Origin of the sequence: Corallococcus sp. CA041A (assembly GCF_003612075.1) — a bacterium.
GTDB classification, from domain to species: Bacteria; Myxococcota; Myxococcia; order Myxococcales; family Myxococcaceae; genus Corallococcus; species Corallococcus exiguus.
In genome coordinates, this window is record NZ_RAWF01000025.1 from 11,570 (window position 1) to 35,849 (window position 24,280).

The following is a 24,280-nucleotide window of genomic DNA, read 5'->3' on the forward strand; positions in this document are numbered from 1 at the left end:
CTCCTCATGCGCCCACTGTCGCCCGCGCGACTTGACCATCCGCCGCGCGAAGTTTCCAGCGTCAACATCAATGTTGACACCGATAACATGCGATGTTTACAGTGTCTACAAGATGGGCGGCGCGGGGTTCTCTCGCGCCCTACGTTGCACTGGAAAGGGAGCCGTCATGACGACCGCGATGAAGCAGACGATGTCCTCCTCCGCGCCGGGCTGGCTGCGGGCGTTCCGCACGCTCCCCCGCCAGCACGGCTTCGAGCCGCTGCGGGTGGAGGGCCAGGTGCCGGAAGGGCTGCGGGGCTCGCTGTACCGGGTGGGGCCGTGGACGTTCGACGTGCATGGCCGGCAGTACCAGCACTGGTTCGACGGGGATGGCGGGATGCTGGGCGTGCGCTTCGGCGCGGACGGGGTGACGGGCGCGTCGCGGCTGCTGGACACACCCACGATGGTCGCGGAGCGCGAGGCGCACTCGCAGCGCTACGGCGCGTACGGCACGCCCACGCCGCTGCTGCACAAGCTTCGCAACGTGCGCAAGAACTCCGCGAACACGTCCGTGATGGCGTGGAACGGCAAGCTGTACGCGCTCTTCGAGGGCAGCATCCCGGTGGAGGTGTCCCAGGACGACCTGTCCACGCTGGGCGAGACGGACTTCGACGGCACGGTGGTGGAGACGTTCTCCGCGCACCCGCACCGCGTTCCGTCGCGCAAGGCGTCCTACAACTTCGGCATCCGCTACGGCCGCGAGACGCTGGCGGACCTCTACGCGCTGCCGGATGGCGGCAAGGCGCAGCGGCTGGGCGCGGTGAAGCTGCCGGGCGCGACCATGGTGCACGACTTCATCGCCACGGACCGCTACCTCGTCTTCTTCCTGTCACCGCTGCGCCTGAACCTCTTCCGCATGCTGCTGCGGATGGGCACGTACTCGGAGAACCTGCGGTGGAAGCCGGAGGCGGGCACGGAGGTGCTGGTGGTGCCCATCGATGACGTGGCGCACCCGGTGCGCATCACCACGGACGCCTTCTACCTGTGGCACTTCGGCAACGCGTACGAGCAGGGCGACACGCTGGTGGTGGACTACGTGCGCTATCCCGACTTCACGACGAACCAGTGGCTGGGCGAGCTGGTGCACGGCGCCACGTCCCTGGACGCGAAGGGCATGCTGCACCGGGCGGTGGTGGACCTGAAGGCACGCACCTTCCGCACGGAGCAGCGGCTGGACGTGAGCTGCGAATTCCCCCGCGTGGCCCCCAGCGTCGTGAACCGCGAGAACCAGACGGTCTACGTGGGCACGCACCGCAGCGACGAAGCCCGGCGCGGCCTCTTCGACGGCGTGGCGCGCGTGGACGTGGCCACGGGCCGCATGACGACGGCGTCCCTGGGCGAGGGCACCTACCCCTCCGAGCCCATCTTCGTCCCCCGCTCAGGCGGAAGCGCCGAGGACGACGGCTGGGTGCTCACGCAGGTGTTCGACGCGAAGTCGGACACGTCCCACATCGCCGTGCTGGACGCGCGCCACCTGGAGGACGGACCCGTGGCGCGCTGCCACTTCGATCACGCCCTGCCCCCGACGTTCCACGGCGGCTTCGCGCCCGCGAAATGACACTGACTCCTGCTTTCTCCGCTTTCCATACCATTTCAGCTTAAATGGTTGAAGACGGAGAAACGGAGGCAGGTCATGAGAAGGCTGTTGGCGGTGGCAGGACTGGTAGTGGTCGCGCTCACCGGGTGTCATCCCGAGGCGCAGACGGATCCGAATCTGGCGGAGCAGGCCCAGGGCGCGACGAACGTGCCCGGGCTCTACGCCGTCTTCAACCAGCCGGACAACACGGGCACGCGGGACTACCGCATCAAGGACGAGGTTGCCCGGCTGATCCAAAACAGCCCCAAGGGTTCATACATCCGCATCGCCATGTTCCTGTGGACGACGGACCACCTGAACGCGGACATCAAGGCGGCGCTGTGCCGGGGCGTCATCGTGCGGCTGGTGGTGGACGAGCAGAACGGCGGCGCCGCTTCGGAGTTCTCCGCGGGCGGCGTCATCCATGACCTGAGCAGCTACGTGCCCCCGGCGGCTTCGTGCCCGGACGGCTTGAGGCTGGAGCTCACGCGGTGCAACGGCACGGGCGCGGGCAGTGCGTGCATCGCGGGCTTCGACCGCGAGGGCACCATCATGCACGACAAGATCTTCACCTTCTCCACCACCACGGATCCGCAGGGCAACCGCATCCAGCGCGTCGTGGTGCAGGGCTCCTGGAACAACACCTACTCCCAGAACAACTACTGGAACGACATGGTCGTCAGCTACGAGGACTGGGACTGGTACGACTACTGGGTCGGCTACCACAACGACCTGCGCGGCGGCTCGAAGACGACGGACTACTACAACCCCACCACGGGCCAGGGTTACTACAGCTCCCCCAACGCGCCGTGGACCGCCTACTTCTTCCCGCGCACGGGCAACGACAACGAGCTGTCCAGCGACACCGTGACGAACAACTTCACGGACTACATCAAGACGTACGTGTCGGGCTGCACGCTGGACGTAAACCAGAACCACTTCAACGACAGCCGCGTCATCGTGGCCACGGAGCTGGTGCGCATTGGCAAGCTGGGCTGCCGCGTGCGCGTGCTCTACACGGACATGGACGCGGGCATCAAAACGAAGCTCACCGGCGCGAAGAACATCACCCTGCGCCAGCTCTACGACGTCTCCGCCAACAACGTGAAGACGAGCGACGGCACGCCGCGTGAGGTGCTCACGCACAGCAAGCACTTCGTCTACTCGGGGAACTTCAACGGGACGGTGCGCAAGATGGTGCTGACGGGCTCGCACAACCTGTCCAAGAACTCGCTGCGCTACAACGACGAGAACCTGGTGAAGTTCTACTCGGACGCGCTGTGGCAGGCGTACCACGACAACTTCGAGAAGGGCTGGGCCCAGTCCCTCAACGACGGCTGAAATGAAACGGGGACGGCGCCTTTCGGGCACCGTTCCCTGCCCGCGCTTCAGCAACGCCCAAGCGCCGCTTCAACTCAGCAGGCCCTTAAAGATGCTCACAGCAATTACGCTCCACGCCAGCCACTTACCCATTAAACCACTACCCACCTACACCATCAAACTCACGATAAAGAGCCGCAATCAATTCAACACACACCATACAGAACGCAGCCGAAAATCCGATCGTAAACTCAAATCGATCTCGATGATTCCTCGCATTCCCCAAGCTCACAAGAAACTCAATAATCACAAACGTCGGCTTCGTTAGCCACTTCGCCTGCTGCGACACTTCCACTGTCCCCGTGGCCAGTCGAAGAATAGCGCAGTGCTCCCCTCTCTTATCCAGCGAAGGAAGCCGACGACTTGCGGGAAGCTTCTCTACAATTCCACCGACACCACTGAATTTCCAGTGTTGAACCCATGCCTCTGGAACACAACCATCTGGTGCCTCAGCATTCCACACGAACTCCAAGGCTCGCTCCACAATGTCACGCGCATTACCCAAACACCCAGCGGGATTACTGGAAACATCTTGAATCGCTCGCTTCACCAAGCGACGAAGCTCGGGATCTCCCCCACCAACATGCACCAGGCGGAGCTCGAGCAATGAACGGATGTTTGACTCATAATCATTCGGCTGCTCAAAAAGTCGTCTCGCGCTGCTTACATCCCCCTGCCTCCTTGTAGCGAGCCTTTCAATGAAGCGGTTCGCCAGCTTGACCTTGCTCCCGGGGCACACTGCGATGCCACGTTCCAGCAAGAACTTCAGGCGGTCGTCAGGAAAATCGGCTGCGGACAGTTCTCCACGTGTGAGTTGTACTATGTCGCCGCGATTCTCTTCGCCCCCATCCCTCCACATCGCCTCAAGAACCATACTCTCGCCAGCAAGGAGCCCATTCGCCGCCTCATCCACATCGCGTTTTTGCACTTGCTCAGGCGCAGACTCCAAGATGCGCTCTAAAAGCAGAGAGACAAGCGAGGGATTGCCGCCAGTCCAGTTGACTACCTCCTTCATCGCGGCGGCATCGAAGCTCATACCGAATGCCGAGGACAAGCCCCCCCAGTCCGCCTCATTAAATGGCCCAACGAGAAGAGGCGTACTATAAAAAATATTAAAAAATGGAGAATCACGAGCCTCAGGGTTGTAGCAAAGCTGCACCAATCGGTCTCGGGTGCCGGTCATGAGACTTAGTGAGTTCCGTTGGGCGAGCGCCCGTATACTGTTCCACAAATCGATTGGAATTTCTGGGTTCTGCAGGACCGCATCACATCCGTCTAGAGCGAGCAGCAAACGCTGCTCGCTTTCGGCCACAATATCGAGAGCGAACTTCAACTGATCATAGAGGCGTTCTACCGACCCGTTGAGATCAATCTCATCAGCCAAGAATGCAAACGACTGTCCGGATGTGGTCCTGAACATGTCGCGCAGCACCTCTCCCACTCTCTTAAGGGTTGCGTGGGTGGAAGTGGGTGGATTGTGCCGCAGGTCAACGACGCCTGCGCCAGCGAACAGTCTAGAACCCGCAGCGTGCTGGCGCACGACCTGCTGAAGCAAGGAAGTCTTGCCCATCGCTCGCGCCCCCACGATCGAGACGTGATGGCGGCCATGGAGCAACTCCTCTATTCGCTGAAGCAGCGAGGCTCGCCCCCAAAAAGTCGTCATGTTGATACGCCCCCCTGCGCCTCATTGACGGCTCTACGCCGCTGGGCTTCAGCATCCTCATTCTTGTTCATCCATAGTCCCATCAGCGGCAAGGCAAGTTCATACTGAGGCCCGTGCTCCGTGTTCCTCAGTCCGATTAGCTCAAGCTCAATGAGAAATCTGAGGTCGTCATCCACTAAGTCCACGGGAACAACTACACCAGCCTCCTCGAGGCGTTGAGTGAGCAGCGCCGCATTCATCCGGTGCGGTTCGTCAACAAGACGGTGACAGAGCCAGAGGAGATATCGTCGACGCTCGGTCGCCGCGCTGTTCCAAAGCACACGAAAATGCTCATTATCATAGACCATATGACTAGCGGCATCATCCACCTCAGCAGCTCGAATGCGCCGCCAATTATTGCGCTTTGCAAGTTCAAAAACCCGAGCACAGAGCGACTGGACCAAATAGGGTTGGCAGGCCGTCGTCCGTGTGATTGTCTGAATGGCATCCTCACTGAAGGCAAGGCGACCCTCCACAGGTCGCCTTACTAGGTCGGCGACCTCGGATGGAGCCAGCGGATCTACGCCGATCCGATGCCCAAACCCGAAAAGTGCTGACCAGTATTCTTCACGAAGGCGCTTGAGGCGACGCGATCCCGAAATAATGGCAGCGACGTTGGGGCGGGTCTGAAGCAAGTTGCGAATATTCTCCGGAACCAAGGGGCTTGTAACGCCGTTGTCGATACCAACCTTAAGCTTATCAAACTCATCAAGCATCAACAGCAGCCGCCTCGGGGCAATTGCAGCAACAACCATGTCAACGTAGATCTGCAATGCCTCATAGGGATCGATGCCAGAAAAATACACATCTAAATATTTCAAAAACCTAAAGCGAAAAGCATTAAGTTCAACCACAGATTCCATGCCCGGCAGGGGCACCTGCATGCCTGCCTTTGCGCAAGCGTCCCCAATGTCTCGAACGAGCATGCGGAAAACCTTCTCTGTTGGAATGCCGTCTCGCAGGGGATCCCCAATGGTCCCCTGGAGGCTGGATTCAACAAGGACACATCGGTCGACAAGCCCTATCTCTGGGCGCTGCAGTTGGCGCAGGATCGAGGTTTTCCCAGTGCGGCGATTGCCCTCAAGGAGAATTACCTTAGTGCCGCCGCCAACGTGAGTATGAATGTCGGCGAGCACGGCTTTGCGCCCAAAGAACATGCCCGGATCGTCGACAACGTCGCCCGCCACGTACGGACTGGTTCCGTAATCCAGCCACCGATCTCCAATTGGCGACTGTTCCATATGGAGAACTGGTGCAAAGGGACCGCTCGGCCCCCAATTGCTCCACATAAACCAGACCTGGACTTCAGATTCGCCTGTGAGGCCCTCTCCATCTGGTTTCTCGGCAGCCCAGTACAGAGGCTTCCTAACGCCACCACCGGATTCGTGTCCCTGCCAGTTCGATCCAGGTGGAAGTTCCAAATCGAGTTCGAAGCTTTGCCCCGGCTTTAATTCCTCAACGATGTGCACGTCTTGAAGCAGGCCAGGAACCTGCACCACGACGTCTCGGAGAGGCATCGCGCCTTGCAGCGTTACTTGGACTGTGGTGTGACTTTTTCCTTCGGCGTCCTTCCAGAATTCGCGCTCATCGTGCTTTACGGCAAGCTGTACCTGCGCAAGGAGGTCCAAGCGCTCTGTCTCTCCCCATTGCGCCAAACGCTCAATCAGGCGCGAAGCGTACCGCCCCAGCGCGCCGGGGAGGCGTCTCACTATTGGCATCGCCGCAACCGCCAAGTCCTGTGCGGCACTGACAGCCTCAAATGATGCTTCGCCTCCTCGACGCAGCGCCTGAGCAGGTACTGCCCCTAAAACCAGTAGAAGCTGGACTGCATCACCGGTTAGCTCGGCTCCACGCAGGAGATTCGAGTTAGCCATAGGATGCGCAACTGCATTGCGAAGTTGTCGCAGTTCCCTTAATGCCTCAAAAGTGAGGTTCCGGAGTTCTGATGATTCCGGAACTGCGTCTGCAATGAGGCGAGATAGCGCGGGACTGGTCCGGAAGAGACGCAGTAGCGGATCCTCATCGTCACCTGCAAGCACAAGTATCAGAGCATCTAGAGCGTCCCCTGGTTGATCTACAAGACGTCTTAACACTCGCTCCTGCACTGCAAGCGGCGGCACGGGCACCCTCACCATTCCCAATACGTTAAGCGGCAGATGGGCGATGGTCACGCCACGCGCAAGCCTGCGCAACAATGCCTGGAGCGTGTCGCTTGCCAACACAGCTGCAAGAAAGCGCGCATCAAGTGAGGGAGTCGTCGGTCGGAGAATTACTAGACCTTTCTGCGCGATCCCTACCACCACGTCCGAACTCACAAGAGCATCACGCGAAGTCGCGAACACCGTGCGAATATGCTGAACCTTGCCGATTGTGCCATCTATGGAGAGAAGCACATCTCCCCGCCGTACGAGTTGATCAGGTCGCGGAAGCCTAGCCGCTTTCGATGGGGATAGGTACCGGTCGCCAACTCGCACTACCCCATCGGATAGATCGCTGATGCGAAGCAGCGGCAGCGCGTTCTCGACACGATGGTCCGTTACAGCTTGGGGCGGCGGTTGAAAGCCCGAGACAATTTGCACTACATCTCTAAGAGCGACTAAGTCGACCTTGGCGGCTAACCCACTCAGGACATCGTCCGCAACTTCTCGTTCCGCTGGAACGACGAACTGCGCATCCATCTTAAGCAATTCAGAGACGGGAACATCTCGCACAGTGTGCGGTGCTACATCGTTGCCGGCCAAGAGGTCGCGAGCAAGATTGAAGCAGGCCGTTGCCGTTTCAGGTAGAACAACCAAATCGAGAAAACGCACTGAATCTGAAGGAGGGGCATTACGAACAAGCACCAGTGCCGGAGGGATACTCCGCAACCCTCGAAATGCTCTAGCCGGGAAGCGCAGAACGGCATCAATACGGTAGTTTTCGAGAAGCGACTTCCTCAGATCTCGGTCTGCCCCGCCACGCTCCAACAGCCCAGGGGGCACCGCTAGTACGGCACGTCCCCCAGTTCGAAGGGAGCGCACAGCATGCTGAGCGAACAGATTCTCGCTCGTACGTCCCTTAATTGGGAAGTCAAACAGATGGGAGCCTTCAACCTTCATTCCCCAAGGAGGATCTATGAAAACGCAGTCGAACCCTTGCTCTTGATGACGGCTAGCCACTTCACTCTCAAGAGCATCCCCGAGCATCAGTGCAGGGCGGGCGCCTCCGAGCAGAAGTTGCACAAAGGCAACGAGATATAGGTCTGGCTGACGCTCAACACCAAACAACGGAGATTCCTGAACTCGCGTCGATTCGCCTAGCGCGACCTCACCAGCTTTATTCCTCAGCACATGGCTCACCTCGATCAGCAGGCTGCCGGTGCCAAAGCAAGGGTCGTAGATGCGCTCGCCAGGACAAGGATTCGCGAGAGCTACCATTAACTGGCTGACGAGCCGCGGCGTAATGAACTCGCCACCGAAACGCGTGAGTTCAAGCGCTCGGAGCACAACCTCAGTTAACGCCTCGCCTGCCATGCGACGTGCAGCGGGCGTGTCGAAGGGGAGTTCATTGACCCAGGCCATCATGGCCGCAAGAAAACGACCGCTGGGAAGCTGCACTTCGTGCGGCATTTCTTCAACGGAGGCTGGAAGCATAAGAGCAGAATGAATGCCGCTCCAGAGGACGCGCACCTCGCTCTCGCTCAGTGGACGAGGAGCCTCACACCAAGTAGCCCAGCGAAGCCCTTTAGGGAGGATGGTCTGCGGCTTCTCGCCCTTGAGGACTGCTACGGTCTCCCGCTCAGCATCGTGCGCGTCGGCCCATCGAAGCGCGACGAGCGTCGCAAGCGGTCCAACAACCGCATCCAATGTGTGGGTCGAAAGGCCATCGGCTCGCGCTGCCTCAAGCAAGGGCCAATATGTTGGAGTCGAGGACACTGGACAGAACTCTCGCGACAAGGGGGGGCATCCTTATAGCTCAACCTTGTAGCCATGAAGCCACCCGGGGAGGGCTTGGAAAAGCCTTGGAACGATTTCGAGCCCTCCCTGCATTTCGCCTACACCGTGACGAACAACTTCACGGACTACATCAAGACGTACGTGTCGGGCTGCACGCTGGACGTGAACCAGAACCACTTCAACGACAGCCGCGTCATCGTGGCCACGGAGCTGGTGCGCATTGGCAAGCTGGGCTGCCGGGTGCGCGTGCTCTACACGGACATGGACGCGGGCATCAAAACGAAGCTCACCGGCGCGAAGAACATCACCCTGCGCCAGCTCTACGACGTCTCCGCCAACAACGTGAAGACGAGCGATGGCACGCCGCGCGAGGTGCTCACGCACAGCAAGCACTTCGTCTACTCGGGGAACTTCAACGGGACGGTGCGCAAGATGGTGCTGACGGGCTCGCACAACCTGTCCAAGAACTCGCTGCGGTACAACGACGAGAACCTGGTGAAGTTCTACTCGGACGCGCTGTGGCAGGCGTACCACGACAACTTCGAGAAGGGCTGGGCCCAGTCCCTCAACGACGGCTGAAATGAAACGGGGACGGCGCCTTTCGGGCACCGTCCCCTTCCCTGCCCGCGCTTCAGCGGACGCTCAGGACTTGAGCTCCGGGCGCGGCGGAGGCGTCGGCTCCTGCGGTGAGGCCGTCGCGGCGGCAGTCGCGTTGGCCCGCGCGTTCTGCTCCTCGATCCGCTGCACGACCTTGTTGAGCGGCGGTGCGTGGGTACCAGCCGGGTTCTCCGTCTGGGCCCGGCGTGCCTCGCGCTCCTTGTAGCGGCGGATGGCGGGGGCCATGATCTCGCCAATCAGCGTCCGGTAGTCCATACCGGCACCCGCCGCGATGAGCACCAGGTCGCTCCAGCCGGGCGTGAGGCCGGGCAGCGGGTTGCACTCGATGAAGTAGATGCGACCCTTGTCATCCATGCGGAAGTCGATGCGCGCCACGTCGCGGCATCCCAACGCCATGAACGAGTTGCGCGCCGCCGTGCGCAGCTTCTCCAGCAGCGCCGGTTCGATCTTCGCGGGCGCGTCGTAGCGGATGCGGTCCGTCCAATCCAGCTTGTGCTGGAAGCTGTAGACCGGGTTCTTCTCCGCCTTGTCCAGGAAGACGATCTCCATGGGCGGCAGCACGCGCGGACGACGCTCGCCCAGCAGGCCCACCGTGAACTCTCGGCCGCCGATGTACTCTTCAATCAGCGCGGGCTGCTGGTACTTGCCGGCGATCTCCTTCACCACGTCGCGCAGCTCCGTCTCGGAGTAGCAGACGCTCTTGGTGACGACGCCCTTGGAGCTGCCCTCCGCCACCGGCTTCACGATGAGCGGGAAGGAGGTGAACTCCTTGTTGAGGCGCTCCTTGCCCGTGACCATCAGCTGGAAGTTGGGCGTGAGGATGCCCGCCTGACGGACGATCTTCTTCGCCAGCGCCTTGTCCAGCGCGAGCGACAGCGTCGCCGGATCAGAGCCCGTGTACGGGATGTCCAGCAGCTCCAGCATCGCTGGCACCTGGCTCTCGCGGTTACGGCCCTTGAAGCCCTCCGCGATGTTGAAGACGACGTCCAGCGGCGTGCTGGAGAGCACCGTCGGCAGCTCCGCCGTGGCCTCCAGGTCGATGACCTCGTGGCCCCAGGAGGCGATGGCCTCGCGGATGGCCTGGAGGGTGTTGGGCGAGTCGTATTCGGCCTCGCTGTCCTCCTGCACCGTCTCCGCCGTGGCGCTGGGCTTCACGCGCTTCACGTTGAAGCTGAAGCCCACGCGCAGCGGACCGGACTTGCGCGCGGGCCGGCCCTGGCGGCTCTTGGAGTCGCGGATCTTGTGGCGCTTGCCCGCGCTCTGGATGATGGAGTTGATGACCCCGTCCAGGTGCAGCCCTTCCAGCTCCGCCGCGGCGTAGATGCCCGCGCCCGGCTCCAGGCTGGGCAGCGCGTTGATCTCCAGGAAGTACGGCACGCCCGCGTCGGACACGCGGAAGTCCAGCCGGCCCAGGTCGCGGCAGTCCAGCACCTGCAAGATTTTCTGCGCCATCTTGCGGACGTCCTCGGACATCTTCGCCGGGATGTTCGCGGGGGCGCGCACGGAGACGGACTTCTCCCGGCGCGTCTTCAGCTCGTAGTCGTAGATGGCGTACTTGCGGCCCTGGGACGCCTCCGGGTCGATGACGTACTCCACCGGCGCGAGCACGCCGTCGAAGTCGTTGTCCACCGCGGCCAGGAACGGCACCGTGAGGTCGCGCCCGCTGATGTACTCCTCCACCAGCACGCCCGCCGGGTACTTCTCCAGCGCCTTCGCCACCTTCTCCCGCACCTGCTCCAGCGTCTCCGCGACGGAGTCCTGGGTGATGCCCTTGGAGGAGCCCTCGAAGTTGGGCTTCACGATGACGGGGAAGCGCAGGTTCTCCGCCTGCAGCTCGCTGAGCTTCTCCACGTACTGCCAGCCCGGCGTGCGGATGCCGTGCTTGGAGAGGATGAGCTTGGTGAGCTGCTTGTCCAACGTGAGCGCCAGCGCGTACGCGTCCGAGCCCGTGTACGCGAAGCCCAGCTCGTCGAAGAGCGCCGGGTAGAACGCCTCACGGAAGCGGCCGCGGCGGCCTTCCGCCGTGTTGAAGATGAGGTCCGGGCTGTACGCCTCCAGGCGGGCGACGGTGCGCGACGCGGGGCCGCTCACCTCGAAGCGCTCCAGGCGATGGCCCAGCCGCTCGATGGCTCCCGCCAGCGTGTTCACCGTCTCCTGCGTGTCGAACTCCGCCTCTTCTTCCGAGTCCGAAAGCCGCAGGTTGTAGGTCAGCGCGATGCGCATGGCTTACCCCGTCTCCCTTTCCTGAATGCCTTGCCGCGGCGCACTTTCGCCGCTGACATCAAACGACCCGGGGCGCGCGTGGCGGCCACCGGCGTGCGGGCTGCAACCGTCGCGCCCGCGACAACCTTCCCGTCCACCACCTGCGTCTGCGCCCAGGTGTCTCCCAGCCGCAGGCCCAGCGGGTCGCGCAGCACGCGCCACGCCTCCACTCCGCCCATCACGACGAAGCCCGCCAGGGCGGCCACCACGCCATGCGGCGCGGGCATCATCCCCAAGAGCACCACCAGCGCGAGCGGCGCGTTGCGAAGCGTGCTGTCACGGTGCCGTGCGGCCGAGCGCGTGGGCAGGTGCATCACCTTCACGCCGAAGATGCGCTTGCCCACGCTCTGCCCCTGGAGCATCCCGTCCGCGAGCAGCAGGAACAGCAGCGCCACCACCGCGCCCGCCGCCCCGCACACCACGTACAGGCCCCAGGCCACCGCGCAGTCCACCACGCGCGCGCCCAGGCGCAGGAGCAGCGACGCCTTCGGGTACGGTGAGTCCGGCCCAGCGTCCTCCTGCACCAGCCGCAGCACGCGGCCCGCGCTCCGGCCTTCCGCCATGAGACTGCGATCGGGGGCGGTGCTCACTCCTCGGGCTCCAGCGTGAGACCCTCTTCGGTGGGCTCCGGCTCGTCCAGTCCCGCCAGCTTCGCCAGCCGCTCGTGCGCGGACAGCGGGTGGACGAAGGGCACCACCGTCTGCGCGTGCTCTCCGGCGTGCTCCGCCGCCAGCCGCGCCGTGGGGCTTCCGCCTTCCGACATGCGCAACAGCTTCTGCCGCGCGTCGTCCTCGTCGTGCCGCGCGGCCTCGCCCTCACGGGTGAAGAAGATGAAGGCCATGGCCGGGCGCTTGGAGGACTCGCGCATCGCGAACTGCACGCCGTCCAGGTTCCAACCCTTGGCGGTCCACTCGTTCAAGGTGCGCTCCAGCGCTCCCTCGTCCACCGTGGACAGCTCCACCACTTTGTACTGCAACGGCCCGGGTTCACGGACCACCGGAGCGCGACCCTTCCCGGGGCGCTGGCTCGACGGGGTGCGCGGCGCAGGGCCCTTACGGACCTTGGACGTCGCGCCACGTCTGGGCGGAGGCTTCTCGGTTCTGCGTCCCGGCCGCTTCTTCTTTGTGGGCATCGTTGTGGGGACCATTTGGGCGCAAGCGGCGGAAGCGATCAAGCCTTCCGCCGAACACGGGCGCCCGGGTGTCGCCTACAGGAGCTTGGCCGCTTCCAGGGCGTGGTAGGTGATGACCAGGTCGGCGCCCGCGCGCTTGATGGATGTGAGGACCTCCAACATCACGCGCTCGTAGTCCACCCAGCCGTTCTGCCCGGCGGCCTTGAGCATCGCGTACTCGCCAGAGACGTTGTACGCGGCGAGCGGCAGGTCGAAGTTCTCGCGCAGCGCGCGGATGACGTCCAGGTACGACAGCGCCGGCTTCACCATGATGAAGTCCGCGCCCTCCTCCACGTCCAGCGCCGTCTCGCGGATGGCCTCGCGCACGTTGCCAGGGTCCATCTGGTAGCCGCGGCGGTCGCCGAACTGCGGCGTGCTCTGCGCGGCCTCACGGAAGGGACCGTAGAAGCCGGAGGCGTACTTCGCCGAGTACGCCATGATGGGCGTGTCCTGGTGCCTCACCTCATCCAGCGCCTTGCGGATGGCGCCGATGCGGCCGTCCATCATGTCCGAGGGCGCGATGATGTCCGCGCCCGCCTGCGCGCAGGTAACGGCCATCTGGGCCAGGAGCGGCAGCGTGGCGTCATTGGCCACGTGGTTGCCGTCCAGCACGCCGCAGTGGCCGTGGTCGGTGTACTCGCACAGGCACACGTCCGCGATGACTTGCAGGTCCGGCTCCGCGGACTTGATCTCCCGGATGGCGCGCTGGACGATTCCGTCCGTCGCGTACGCTTGGGTGCCGCGCGCGTCCTTGTGGTCCGGGATGCCGAAGAGGATGACGGAGGGCACGCCCAGCGACTTCGCGAGCTTCGCCTCCTTCACCGCGTGCTCCAGCGAGAAGTTGAAGACACCCGGCATGGAGGAGATGGGACGGCGAACGTCCCGGCCTTCCACGACGAACAGCGGATAGATGAAGTCCGTGGGCGAGAGACGCGTCTCTCTCACCATGTCACGGAGGGCCGCCGAGCGGCGCAGCCTGCGGGGACGGTGGACGGGGTGGGCCATGGGTCGCCGGTATAAACCGCCGGGCCCCGCGCTTCACCCCTTCCGCGTCCTGAATCCGCCTGCTCAGCCGGCGACGGGGCGCCAGGTCAGCTGCTGGCGGCGGGAATCGCGCGCCATGCGGTCGGCCCGCCGCCCGGCCAGGTCCGCCTCGTACAGCGCCCGGGCATAGCGCACCCGCGCCGCCTCGGTCCCGGTGTTCAGCTCCCGCTCGGCGGCCTCCAGCTCACGGCGCGCGTCCTGAAGCTGCTGCTCGGTCCCGTTTGCCCACGTCATGCCCATGTCTCCCGTGTGGTGTGTCCGCGAGGGTTGGCGTTTCGTCCCGCGGGTCGATGACTGGCATTGCAGGGTCTGGACCAGGGGCACCGTTGGAACTCCCAGGAGTGCAACGCCCGGGAAAGACGAGGTGTCGCGTCGCGCCACGCGCGCTCAGGGTGCGCAAGGCCTTTCCCATCGGCGCGAACGCGGGAACGCGGAGGGGCAGCCCGCATGCAGGGCCGCCCGTCCCTCCCCCGAGGGCACTGGTTTCCATGCGGGTGCAATCATCCGCCCAGCGGGTCGTCTACAGTCGTAACCGTGACGACTCCTCCTCCCGCCCTTGAAGTGCAGGGCCTGCGAAAAACGTATCGCCGAGCGTTCGGACGCGGCGGCCATGAAGCCCTCCGGGGCATGGACCTCCACGTCCCGGCGGGCAGCGCCTTCGGGCTGATTGGCCCCAACGGCGCGGGCAAGACGACCTTCATCAAGAGTGTGCTCGGCATCGTCCGGCCCACCGCGGGCACGGTGCGCGTGCTGGGCGGGTCCCCGGAGGATCCCGCCATCCGCGCGCGCATCGGCTACCTGCCGGAGCGGCTGCACCTGCCCGGCACGTGGAAGTCGCCCGCGTTCCTGGCCACCGTGGCCCGGCTCAAGGGGCTCAAGGTCGACGCAGCCGCGCACGCGCGACTGCTGGAGCGCGTGGGGCTTTCAGACGCGGTGGACCGGCGCATCGGCGGCTACTCCAAGGGCATGCGGCAGCGGCTGGGGCTGGCGGCGGCGCTGTTGGGAGACCCGGCGCTGCTCGTGCTGGACGAGCCCACGGACGGCATCGATCCCATGGGCCGGCTGGAGGTGCGCCGCATCCTCCAGGAGGAGGTCCGAAAGGGCGTGACGCTGTTCCTCAACTCGCACCTGCTGGCGGAGACGGAACGCGTGTGCGACCGCGTGGCCATCCTCGCGGACGGGCGCGTGCTGCGCGAAGGCAGGCTGGAGGAGCTGGCGAAGGCGGGGGCCCGCTGGCGCGTGCGCTTCGCGCCCGGCGCGGATACGCAGGCGCTGACGGCGGCGGGCTTCATGGCCGTGGCGGATCCAGCGCGGGGTGGAAGGACTGGCGCGGCGGTGGGCGGTGACGCGCGGGCGGGCGTGACGCCCATGGTCGGTGGCAGGGAGGACGGCGTGTACACGGTGGAAGCGGCGGACGTGGCGGTGCTCAACGCGGCGCTGGACCGGGCGCGGGCCTCGGGCGCGCTGCTGATGGAGCTCAAGCGCGAGGGCGCGGACCTGGAGGCGGTGCTCCTGGGCGCCGTGGGCGGGCCGGGGGTGGCGGCGTGAAGAGCCCTGTCTTCGTCATCGCCGGCTACGTGCTGCGCGAGGCGGCGTCTCGCAAGTTCATCATGGCCTTCATGGTGGGGCTCACGCTGGTGCTGGCCACCGTGGCGCTCAGCCTCAAGCTGGAGGTCGTGGACGGAGCGCTCGCGGCGACGCGCCTGTTCGGCGAGGTGATGCGCTCCAACATCATGTCCGTGGACGTGGCGCTGCGGCCCATGTACCGCGCGGCGGCGTACCTGGTGTTCTACGGCGGCATCCTCTTCGGCATCGTCGCGTGCTCGGACTTCGCGCCGGGGCTCCTGTCTCCCGGCCGCATCGAGCACCTGCTCTCCCTGCCCCTGCAGCGCTGGCACCTGCTGGCCGGCACGTTCCTGGGGGTGATGACGCTGGCCCTGGGCGGCACGGTGTACGCCGCGGGCGGGCTGACGCTCATCTTCGGGGTGAAGACGGGGTACTGGACGGTGGGGCCGCTCATCGCCGGGGGCCTGGCGTGCGTGGGGTTCGCGGCGGTGTACGCGGTGATGCTCACCACGGCGACGCTGGTGCGCAGCGCGGCGCTGTGCTCGGCGGCGGGCTTCGTGCTGCTGGTGGGCGGAATCCTCGCGGGCTTCCGCACCGACGTGTCGCGCTACCTGGAGTCGGGCTTCGGCCGCACGGCGTTCGACGCGGTGACGCTGGTGCTGCCCCGGCTGTCCGCGCTGGCGTCGCGCGCGGCGGACCTGGCCAGCTCCACGCCGCTGGAGAAGGGTTCGCTGGGCATGCTGCTGGGCGGCGTGCTGGTGTTCGGATTGGGGGCCCTCTCCGTGGGCTTCTGGCACTTCGAAGGAAAGGACTGCTGAACCATGGATTCGCGCGGGCGCAGGAGGGTGTGGCTGGTGGGGGCGCTGCTGTTGTTCGCCGGAGGCGCGGTCCTGATGTTCACGGGCCAGGGCGACAAGCCGGCCGCGGAAGCTCCGGACGTGGAGTTCCCCCGGCGCATGCGGGGCACGGACCTGGAGCGCGCGGAGAAGCGGCGCACCTGGGTGATGCCCGCCGTGGTGGACGCGGGCGTGGCCGCGCCGGCGAAGCCGAGGGACCCGCTGCTCGCGGCGCTGCCCCGCGGCCCGGGCCGCACGGCGGTGGTCATCGAGGCGAACGCGCTCCGCTACTCGCCCGTGGGCGAGCTGCTCATGGACTGCCTCTTGCGAGACGGCGGCAAGAACCTGGAGCAGTTCAAGGCGCTGAGCGGCGTGGATCCGCTCCAGGACCTGGACCGGCTGGTCGTCACCGACGAGGGCGTCATCCTCTCCGGCGACTTCAGCAAGGCGAAGTACCAGGAGCTCCTGGGCGAGCGCGTGGCGTCCGACCACGGCCCGGGCGCGCGCGTGTACGAGCCGGGGGACACGACCTTCGCCCTGCCGGACGGCGGCACGCAGCGCGGGCGCATGGACAGCGCGGTGGGCACCTGGAACAACCAGATGCTGGTGTTCGGCAAGTCGCCGGACTCCGTGAAGACGGTGTTGGATCGCATGGATGGGCGCGGCCAGGAGGAAGGCGCGCCGCTCCTGGATGAGAACAGCACCTACGGCGAGATGTACGGCGTGCTGGCGGTGGAGACCCTGGCGAAGCTGCTGGGGCCGGGCCAGGAGGAGCTGGCGCGGCGGCTGACGGACGTGGCCCAGAACGTGGAGCTGCACCTGGACACCAGCGGCGACGTGGCCATGGTGGCCAACGTGACGGGCCTGGACGCGGAGAAGATGACGGACCTGGGCAAGTCCCTGGGCGGCGCGCTGTCCATGGCGCGCATGAAGGCGCAGGCGGACGGCAAGGACGACCTGGCGCAGCTCCTGGACTTCGCGAAGGTCCGGCCGGACGGCTCGTCCTTCAAGCTGGAGCTGGCCGTGCCCCTGGCCACCCTCCAGGAGCAGCTCGCCTGGTGCCGCCAGGAGCGCCAGGCCGCCGAGCGCGCGAAACCGGCGCCGTAGGGGCAGGCAGGCCCCGCTTCACTGTTTTCAGCCGGACAACTCGTACGAGATACTAGGACCCGGCAGGGAGCCGCGACCCGTCATGAAAAGGACGGGCGCCGGCTCCCCGAGGGTTCGATGAACACACGCGTCTGGAGGGTGGCTCCCCTCCTCTTCGGTTCGGGGCTTTGCGCACTCGTCTATCAGACGGTGTGGGTGCGGGAGTTCCGCCTCATCTTCGGGGCCTCGACCGCCGCTTCGGCCGCGGTGCTCGCCATCTTCATGGCGGGGTTGGGTCTGGGCAGCGCGCTCCTGGGCGCTCGGGCGGACCGGCAGGCGCGGCCGCTGGGCTTCTACGCGAACCTGGAGCTGCTCATCGCCGCGAGCGCCGCGCTGAGCCCCTTCCTCGTGGAGGCGGTGCGCGCCATCTACGTCGCCCTGGGCGGCACGCCGGTGATGGGCCTGGGCCTGGGCACCGTCGTGCGGCTGGTGCTGTCGCTGCTGGTGCTCGCGGTGCCCACGGTGCTCATGGGCGGCACGCTCCCGGCCGCCGCGCGCGCGGTGCTCTCCGACGCGGATCCGCACCGCCGCGACCTCGCCCTGCTCTATGGCATCAACACGCTGGGCGCCGTGACGGGCGCGGTGGCGTCCACGTTCCTGCTGCTGGAGGTGCTGGGCAACCGCTCCACGCTCTGGTGCGCCTGCCTGCTCAACGCGCTCGTGGCCATCACCGCGCGCTCCGTGAGCCGTTCGATGGAGTCCGACGCTCCGGCCACGCCCGGGCCCGCCGAGGCGGCGCCCGCCACCGGGCCCGTGGCCAACGCGAGCGCGCTGCCGCCCCAGGGCTTCGTGCTCGTGGCCGCGGCCGTGGTGGGCTTCGCGTTCCTGCTGATGGAGCTGGTCTGGTACCGGATGCTGGGACCGCTCCTGGGCGGCACGACGTTCACGTTCGGGCTCATCCTCGCCCTGGCGCTGCTGGGCATCGGGTTGGGCGGCACCGCCTACACCGTCTTCTTCCGCCACCGCCCGGCCACGCTCCAGGGCTTCGCGCTCACGTGCGCCGCGGAGGCCGTGCTGATGGCGCTGCCGTTCGCGCTGGGGGACCGGCTGGCCATCCTCGCCGCGCTGCTGCGCCCCCTGGGCGGCATGGGCCTGGCGGGAATGGCGCTGGGCTGGACGTTCATCACCTCCATCGTGGTGTTGCCCGCCGCGTTCGTGTCCGGCGTGCAGTTCCCGCTGCTGCTCGCCCTCATCGGGCGGGGCCGGCAGGACGCGGGCCGGCAGGTGGGCCAGGTGTACGCGTGGAACACGGGCGGCTCCATCGTGGGCTCGCTCGCGGGCGGCTTCGGAGTGATTCCGCTGCTCACCGCGCCAGTGACGTGGCAGGCCGTGTCCGGACTCCTCGCCGCGCTGGGCCTGGGCGCCGCCCTCCTCTCCTTCCAGCGGGAGCGCCAACGCAGCGCCCTGGTGGCGCCGGTGCTGGCCACCGCGCTCGCCGTGCTGCTGCTCACCGCGCAGGGGCCCACCGCCGCGTGGCGCCACTCCGGCGTGGGCGCGGGCCGGACGGGGTTGGAGAACGCCAACAACCAGCGGATCGACGGGTTCCTGCGCACCAGCCGGGCTGCCATCGCCTGGGAACACGAGGGCGTGGAGAGCAGCGTCGCGCTGGGGGATGACGACGCCCTGCACTTCATCGTCAACGGCAAGGTGGACGGCAACGCCATTGGCGACGCGACCACCCAGGTCATGGCGGGCCTCGTCGGCGCGATCCTGCACCCGGCGCCGCGCACGTCGCTCGTCATCGGGCTGGGCACGGGCAGCACCGCGGGCTGGCTGGGCCGGGTCCCGGAGATGGAGCGCGTGGACGTGGTCGAAATCGAGCCCGCCATCCTGGAGGTCGCGCGCCGCAGCCACTCGGTGAACGCGGACGTGATGAACAACCCGAAGGTGCACACCGTCTTCGGCGACGCACGCGAGGTGCTGCTCACCACCCGCCAGCGCTACGACATCATCTTCTCCGAGCCCTCCAACCCGTACCGCGCCGGCATCTCCAGCCTCTTCACGCGCGAGTTCTACCAGGCGGCGAAGCAGCGGCTGTCCGAGGGAGGCCTGTTCCTGCAGTGGCTCCAGGCCTACGAAGTGGATTCACTCACCGTCCAGAGCGCCTACGCCACGCTCGTCTCTGAGTTCGCGGAGGTGGACACCTGGCAGACGCAGTCCGGAGACCTGCTGCTCATCGCCTCCACGAAACCGCGGTCACTCGAGCTGCAAGCGCTGCGCGCCCGCATTGCAAAGGAGCCCTTCCGCACCGCGCTGTCCGCCGTGTGGCGGACGGACGAACTGGAGGGCGTGCTCGCGCACTTCATCGCGAACGCAGGGCTGGCGAAGCTGGCGGCGGAGCGCGGCGCGAACATGATCAACACGGACGACCTGTCCTCCATGGAGTTCGCCTTCGCGCGCGGCCTGGGCCAATCCATCTCCTTCTCCACCGCGGACATGAGCCGCCTGTCGCGGCGGCTCGGGGTGGACCGGCTGGCGTTCACGGGGGGAAGCCCGGACTGGGGGCGCGTGGAAGAGCTGCGGTTGTGGCTGGGGACCACGCTCCCTGGGCAGGTGTCCGAACAGGCCCGTCCCTACAAGGCCTTCGTCGACGCCGCGCTGGCGGGCCAGGACGCCGTGGCGCTGAGGCACTGGACGCGCATGAAGCGGGAGCCCCGCGGCCCCCTGGAGCAGTACCTGGTGGCACGCGCGCTGGTGATGACCCGCAACCCCAAGGCGCTCGAGGCCGTGCAGGCCTTGAGGACGATCCTCCCCGTCGAAGCGGACTTCCTGGAGGCCCTGCACCTGGAGTCCCAGAAGCAGGATGCTCCCGCCACGGCGTTGCTCGAGCGCGCGTTCACGGCCCTGCGAGAGGATCCATGGCCGACGCGGGAGCTGACGCGCACGGCGCTGGGCGCCGCGGTCCGGGTGGGCCAGCGCTCTCCGGAGTTGGCCCGGCGGCTCTACGTGACGCTCGAGCAGCCCTTCGCGGCCAGCGCGGCCACGGAGCGGCGGAAGCTGGTCCGCGCGAGGCTCGCGGTCGCGGCGGGAGGCATGGCGATGTGCGTGGAGGGGCTCGCTCCCCTGGAGCCGCATTTCCCATGGAACCGCGACCTGTTGATGGAGCGCGCCGCGTGCTACGCCCAGCATGGCGACGCCCGGGCGGAAACGGCGCGGGAGGACCTGGAGCGCTTCCTGGCCCAGGCGCCCCCTCCCTTCCTGGAGGACGCCCTCCCGGAAGAGCCCCCGAGGAATGAGGCGCCGAAACAAGAGGCGCCGCAGGCCACGGACGTCCCGGAGGGACAGTAGGTCCGCTCCGCGGTGCTCAGGGCGCCGGGCGCGGGCTCTTCGCCTTCGCCTGGGGCCGTCCGGGCCGCCAGCCCAGGACAACGCGCGCGTACGGAGCGGGCCCCATGTCCAGCCCGCGGACGTTCAGGCTTTCGCGCTGGCGGTCCAGCAGCGCGTAGTCGTTGATCAGCGACAGGCCCACCGACGAGCTCAGCCAGAGGTCGCGGCCCAGGTGGACGTTCACGGTGGGGCCCACGCGGACCTGCGTCTCGCGCAGGTAGCTGGCGTTCAGCGCCCGGAGCTCCGGGTCGAAGCGGGTGCGGAGCACCTGCATGTCCAGCGCGCCCACCAGCCCCAGCTCCACCGTGTCGCCCAGCTTGCGCAGCAGCGTGAGCCGGGGCAGGCCCACCTCCAGGACGTACGGGCCCCGGTTGTAGGTCAGGCTCAGCATGGGCACCACCGGCAGCTTGTCGAACGGCCACAGCGCCACCACTCCGAACGTCACCCCGAGCCCCGGCGTGTCCTCGAACTGGTAGTTGGCCATCGCGAACGCCACCCACGACGTGTCCAGCGCCATGTCGAAGGAGGACTGGAAGTCCGTGCGGGTGCTGGCCATCACGCCCGTGACGAGCAGCCAGCGCGGCACCAGGGGCCGGACGACCGTGAGCCCCAACTGGATGCGGTGGAACTGCCGATCCACCGCGTCATCGCGCACGGCGGGCACGTCCGCGCCCATCCACCGCGTCTCGTAGCCCACCGACGGCAGCAGGTACGTGCGCCCCAGGACGAGTGGCGGCAGCGGCACGCGCAGCTCCAGGGTCCGCCGCTCCTTGATGCGGGCGCCTCCCGCTTCCAGCAAGCCGCCGCCTGAGAGGCCGTAGCTCAGATAGAGCCGGTCCGCCTGCGTCTGCGCCAGCACGCGGGTGCCCATGAGCAGCAGCAGCGCCACGCCCCAGCCGCTCAAGCCCGCGGCCATCCGGGCCCGGAGTCGCCATTGCACGGCGCGGCGGAAGTCCACGCGCATCACACCCTGCCTTCGCAAAGACGGAGCGGCCGGACCCCGCCCCGAGGCCGGGGAGTCTACCCTGCCCCGCCGCACCCAGGGTGCAGCGAAAGGCGTGTGGCTGTGTCAGCCCACCATGGCCAGTCCTGCGCGGTGCCGGTCAGCGCACGCACACAGGGGGCCGTCAGGCTTCGGGATCCATGAAGAGCAACCCCGCGGGCACGCGCGGCTCCACGCGCAGGGTGCGCGGAGGCAACGTGGCCTGGGCCTCCATCACCGCCCGCACCTCCCACACCGGCGGAGGGTTGAGCGCGAAGCCCGCCTGGAACGTGCCGGCCTCCACGCCCGCCACCAGCGCGCCCAGGCCGTGCACCGGGAACACCTGCGGATGTCCGGACGCCTCCGGCTCCTGGATGCCCAGCACCGTGCGCAGCACCAACGCGTTGAGCAGCGCCAGGTCCAGGCTGCGCAGCGTGGGGTTTCGAGGCGCGCCCTTCAGGTGCGCCAGGTCCAGGCCCTGACGGAAGCGCAGGATGCGGCCCCGGCCTCCCGGCAGCACCAGCAGCACGGCGTGCTGTCCGGGCACCAGCGTGGCCAGCCGCTCGCGCGCCGCGGAGAGTCCCTGCGGCGTGGTGAGGGGCGCGTCCAGCTCCGTCACGCGCGCGTACGCGGCCACCAGGGTGAGGAAGGTGTCCTCCTGGAACGTCTCCACGCCCTTCAGGGCACGGTGGATGGGACACAGCTCCAGGCCCGGCTCGGACAGCGGCACCACCGCGGCCAGCGTCTGGCCCTGCTCGCTCAGGGCCGCCAGGGGCCGCATGGGCGCATCGTCCAGCACCGCCTGCAAGCGCTTGGACACCGGGGACGGTTCGATGCGCAGGAGCGACACCGGGCTGCCGTCGTACTGCCCCTTCCAGACGGAGATGCCGCGCTCGGCGGCTTCGGCCAGGAGGGCGCGGAGGGCGCCGTGGTCATCCGCCACCAGGGTGACGGCGGGCTCCACCTCCCACGCGCGGGGCCGGTACGGGTCCTGCTCCAGCGACGGCACCGCGTCCGGCGTCAGCGCGCACAGCAGGTAGCGCACGGGTGGACCGGAGAAGCGGCCCGCGGGGCCGTGCAGCTCCACCACGTAGAGAGCGGGACGTGCGTCCTTCAACAGCCCGCCCGAGTCGCGCAGCCGGCGCAGCTCGGCGCTCGGGTTCGCGGCCTCCAGCAGGGGCCGCACATGCGTGGGCAATGGGGCCGCGTTGCCGCGAGGAGGACCGTCATCGGGCTCCAGCGAGGAGCCCAGCGAGGTCAGGAGGGCCGAGAATGGAAGGACGCGCGCCATACCGGGGAAAGGTGATGCCGCCCTTCCCCGCGTGCCATCACGCCTGCTCGCCCGTCCGCCTGGCCGTCTACCACCAGACGTTCTTGTAGGGCCGGTCCTTGGCGCTGCGCAGGGAGGACCGGTCCACGCTCTCCTCCCACAACAGGCTCACGGTGGTGATGGCGCCCGCGGAGCCCAGGAAGGACAGCACGTAGGGGGTGGACTGGTTGAAGCCGCCCAGCACCAGGCCGGAGATGAGCAGCACCGCCGCGCCCACACCGCCGCCGAAGAGGTCCGCACGCAGAATCTGCGACGCCGTGGGGTTGTAGCGCATGGTCGCCAGGGCCAGCACGCCCGCGCCCACGCCCGGGGAGATGAGCAGCAGGTCCTTCCACGTCTTGCCGGAGATGGCCGTGCCGGAGAAGTGCACGATGGCGAGGAACAGCGCGCTGTACGCCGCCGCCCAGCCCGCGCCGGACGCCACCAGCAGGCCGTCCGAGAGCGGCAATTGCCCGCCGCCGATGCCCGCCGTCAGCCACGCGGCCAGCTCCGCGCCCAGGAACGCGGACCAGGTGAGCACACCCGCGTCCTGGGTGATGAGGTCCATGAAGCCCGCGAGCGCCATGCCGCCAATGCCCGAGTTGAGGATGGTGAAGTTCGCCATGGGGGTGTCCACCCAGTTGTTGAACTGCCACCACGCGGAGGCGCCGAAGCCCAGGCCCGCGCCAATGAGGGTGCCCGCGAGCATGGACTCGCGCGAGGTGCGGTCGAAGTTGAATTCCTTCGAGAACGCCTGCGTGAAGAAGCCGCCCAGCGCCCCCAGGGCCGTGTGGTGCAGCACGAAGCGCGTGCTGCCAGGACCGGACAGGAACGGCCCCCGGCGGCGCTGGCCATCCAGGAACACGCCGTTGTCCTCCGGCGGCGGTCGGAGCCGCGAGGCGGCCGTCGCGGTCTCGTCGCGGATGGACTCCGGGCGAACCTCGCGCGTGCCCTCCGTCAACGGCGCCTGAGGCTCGGTGCGCAGGCGGTCCGGATCCGGCGGCGCGAGCGGCGCGTCGCTCGCGCGGGGAGGCACGTCATCCGGGTTCGCCTGCGTGGACGGCGGATACGCGTCGATGTTCGACGGCCGCGAGGGAGGCATCTGCCCGTCAGCGTCGCTGGAGGGCGACACGGGCCGCGGTTCTTCCGCCTGGGGCTCGGCCTGCGAGGACGGCGCCGGGTACATGCCCGGCGCGGGCGGAGGCGGCGGCTGCGGTGCCGGATAGACGCCCGTGCCACCCGCCTGCGCGAGTGCGAGGCCCGGCAACATCAGCGCGACCGCGAGGACGGTGACAGGGAGGTTCCAGATTCGACGGTGTGACACGCGAGGCGCTCCTTGGGTCCGGCCGTCCGGCAGAAAACCACAACCGGTGCGCGCGTGTTGGTT

The 24,280-nt window shown here is 67.0% G+C and carries 17 protein-coding genes; 7 read left to right on the top strand and 10 right to left on the bottom strand.

All coding sequences use genetic code 11. The features are described from left to right. Nucleotides 1-166: 166 nt before the first annotated feature. Both D7V77_RS07115 and D7V77_RS07120 read left to right on the top strand, forming a co-directional pair. Nucleotides 167-1,597 (top strand): carotenoid oxygenase family protein, encoded by a 1,431-nt coding sequence (locus D7V77_RS07115; RefSeq protein ID WP_120575508.1) that lies wholly within the window; start codon nt 167-169, stop codon nt 1,595-1,597. A gap of 75 nt (nt 1,598-1,672) precedes the next feature. Continuing rightward, nucleotides 1,673-2,956 carry a phosphatidylserine/phosphatidylglycerophosphate/cardiolipin synthase family protein gene (locus tag D7V77_RS07120; protein ID WP_120575509.1) on the top strand — a complete coding sequence of 428 codons (1,284 nt, stop codon included), beginning with the start codon at nt 1,673-1,675 and terminating at the stop codon, nt 2,954-2,956. Between the two features lie 139 nt (nt 2,957-3,095). Here D7V77_RS07120 and D7V77_RS07125 read toward each other — a convergent pair whose 3' ends face one another. Then, nucleotides 3,096-4,658: an AAA family ATPase gene (locus tag D7V77_RS07125; RefSeq protein WP_120575510.1), complete on the bottom strand. Its 1,563-nt coding sequence runs from the start codon at nt 4,656-4,658 to the stop codon at nt 3,096-3,098. Continuing rightward, nucleotides 4,655-8,365 carry an N-6 DNA methylase gene (locus D7V77_RS07130; protein WP_147452006.1) on the bottom strand — a complete coding sequence of 1,237 codons (3,711 nt, stop codon included), beginning with the start codon at nt 8,363-8,365 and terminating at the stop codon, nt 4,655-4,657. The genes D7V77_RS07125 and D7V77_RS07130 overlap by 4 nt, the downstream gene beginning before the upstream one ends. A gap of 321 nt (nt 8,366-8,686) precedes the next feature. Here D7V77_RS07130 and D7V77_RS07135 point away from each other — a divergent pair, with 321 nt between their 5' ends. Further along, entirely contained in the window at nt 8,687-9,211 is a 525-nt protein-coding gene (locus tag D7V77_RS07135) for a phospholipase D family protein (protein WP_158624352.1), read from the top strand. Between the two features lie 63 nt (nt 9,212-9,274). On the opposite strand, the gene D7V77_RS07140 is transcribed toward D7V77_RS07135, so the two are convergent. From D7V77_RS07140 to D7V77_RS07160, 5 genes are all read right to left on the bottom strand, one after another. After that, nucleotides 9,275-11,473 (bottom strand): ATP-grasp domain-containing protein, encoded by a 2,199-nt coding sequence (locus tag D7V77_RS07140; protein ID WP_120575512.1) that lies wholly within the window; start codon nt 11,471-11,473, stop codon nt 9,275-9,277. Then, the gene (locus tag D7V77_RS07145; RefSeq protein WP_120575513.1) at nt 11,458-12,075 is read right to left on the bottom strand and encodes an RDD family protein; all 618 of its coding nucleotides are present in this window, start codon (nt 12,073-12,075) and stop codon (nt 11,458-11,460) included. The genes D7V77_RS07140 and D7V77_RS07145 overlap by 16 nt, the downstream gene beginning before the upstream one ends. A gap of 23 nt (nt 12,076-12,098) precedes the next feature. Continuing rightward, nucleotides 12,099-12,509, bottom strand: coding sequence for a hypothetical protein (locus tag D7V77_RS07150; protein WP_233596740.1), 411 nt, complete (start codon nt 12,507-12,509; stop codon nt 12,099-12,101). 210 nt (nt 12,510-12,719) lie between these two features. Then, nucleotides 12,720-13,688, bottom strand: coding sequence for a porphobilinogen synthase (hemB, locus tag D7V77_RS07155; RefSeq protein WP_120575514.1), 969 nt, complete (start codon nt 13,686-13,688; stop codon nt 12,720-12,722). Between the two features lie 63 nt (nt 13,689-13,751). Then, nucleotides 13,752-13,961, bottom strand: a complete 210-nt coding sequence (locus D7V77_RS07160; RefSeq protein WP_120563278.1) for a hypothetical protein — start codon at nt 13,959-13,961, stop codon at nt 13,752-13,754. 393 nt (nt 13,962-14,354) lie between these two features. Here D7V77_RS07160 and D7V77_RS07165 point away from each other — a divergent pair, with 393 nt between their 5' ends. The 4 genes from D7V77_RS07165 (at nt 14,355) to D7V77_RS07180 (ending at nt 20,563) form a co-directional block, all read left to right on the top strand. After that, on the top strand, nt 14,355-15,275 hold the full coding sequence (locus D7V77_RS07165; RefSeq protein ID WP_233596741.1) for an ABC transporter ATP-binding protein: 921 nt from the start codon (nt 14,355-14,357) through the stop codon (nt 15,273-15,275). A gap of 62 nt (nt 15,276-15,337) precedes the next feature. Further along, the gene (locus D7V77_RS07170; RefSeq protein WP_233596743.1) at nt 15,338-16,111 is read left to right on the top strand and encodes a hypothetical protein; all 774 of its coding nucleotides are present in this window, start codon (nt 15,338-15,340) and stop codon (nt 16,109-16,111) included. Between the two features lie 3 nt (nt 16,112-16,114). After that, nucleotides 16,115-17,236 (top strand): hypothetical protein, encoded by a 1,122-nt coding sequence (locus D7V77_RS07175; RefSeq protein WP_120575516.1) that lies wholly within the window; start codon nt 16,115-16,117, stop codon nt 17,234-17,236. A 138-nt stretch (nt 17,237-17,374) separates the two neighbouring features. Next, a complete protein-coding gene (locus D7V77_RS07180) occupies nt 17,375-20,563 on the top strand; it encodes a fused MFS/spermidine synthase (RefSeq protein ID WP_233596742.1) in 3,189 nt (1,062 codons plus the stop codon). A 16-nt stretch (nt 20,564-20,579) separates the two neighbouring features. On the opposite strand, the gene D7V77_RS07185 is transcribed toward D7V77_RS07180, so the two are convergent. From D7V77_RS07185 to D7V77_RS07195, 3 genes are all read right to left on the bottom strand, one after another. Next, complete coding sequence (locus D7V77_RS07185; RefSeq protein ID WP_120575518.1) at nt 20,580-21,566, bottom strand: DUF6268 family outer membrane beta-barrel protein; 987 nt, start codon at nt 21,564-21,566, stop codon at nt 20,580-20,582. Between the two features lie 163 nt (nt 21,567-21,729). After that, nucleotides 21,730-22,875, bottom strand: coding sequence for a DUF1015 family protein (locus tag D7V77_RS07190; protein WP_120575519.1), 1,146 nt, complete (start codon nt 22,873-22,875; stop codon nt 21,730-21,732). Nucleotides 22,876-22,942: 67 nt separating this feature from the next. After that, a complete protein-coding gene (locus tag D7V77_RS07195) occupies nt 22,943-24,217 on the bottom strand; it encodes a hypothetical protein (RefSeq protein WP_172809522.1) in 1,275 nt (424 codons plus the stop codon). Between the last annotated feature and the right edge of the window lie 63 nt (nt 24,218-24,280).

Bases quoted from the DNA above. Each gene is read 5' to 3' on its own strand.
- D7V77_RS07145 (WP_120575513.1), bottom strand. From the start codon at position 12,075: ATGGCGGAAGGCCGGAGCGCGGGCCGCGTGCTGCGGCTGGTGCAGGAG.
- D7V77_RS07185 (WP_120575518.1), bottom strand. From the start codon at position 21,566: ATGCGCGTGGACTTCCGCCGCGCCGTGCAATGGCGACTCCGGGCCCGG.
- D7V77_RS07170 (WP_233596743.1), top strand. From the start codon at position 15,338: ATGGCCTTCATGGTGGGGCTCACGCTGGTGCTGGCCACCGTGGCGCTC.
- D7V77_RS07115 (WP_120575508.1), top strand. From the start codon at position 167: ATGACGACCGCGATGAAGCAGACGATGTCCTCCTCCGCGCCGGGCTGG.
- D7V77_RS07165 (WP_233596741.1), top strand. From the start codon at position 14,355: ATGGACCTCCACGTCCCGGCGGGCAGCGCCTTCGGGCTGATTGGCCCC.
- D7V77_RS07140 (WP_120575512.1), bottom strand. From the start codon at position 11,473: ATGCGCATCGCGCTGACCTACAACCTGCGGCTTTCGGACTCGGAAGAA.
- hemB (WP_120575514.1), bottom strand. From the start codon at position 13,688: ATGGCCCACCCCGTCCACCGTCCCCGCAGGCTGCGCCGCTCGGCGGCC.
- D7V77_RS07175 (WP_120575516.1), top strand. From the start codon at position 16,115: ATGGATTCGCGCGGGCGCAGGAGGGTGTGGCTGGTGGGGGCGCTGCTG.
- D7V77_RS07190 (WP_120575519.1), bottom strand. From the start codon at position 22,875: ATGGCGCGCGTCCTTCCATTCTCGGCCCTCCTGACCTCGCTGGGCTCC.
- D7V77_RS07120 (WP_120575509.1), top strand. From the start codon at position 1,673: ATGAGAAGGCTGTTGGCGGTGGCAGGACTGGTAGTGGTCGCGCTCACC.
- D7V77_RS07125 (WP_120575510.1), bottom strand. From the start codon at position 4,658: ATGACGACTTTTTGGGGGCGAGCCTCGCTGCTTCAGCGAATAGAGGAG.
- D7V77_RS07160 (WP_120563278.1), bottom strand. From the start codon at position 13,961: ATGACGTGGGCAAACGGGACCGAGCAGCAGCTTCAGGACGCGCGCCGT.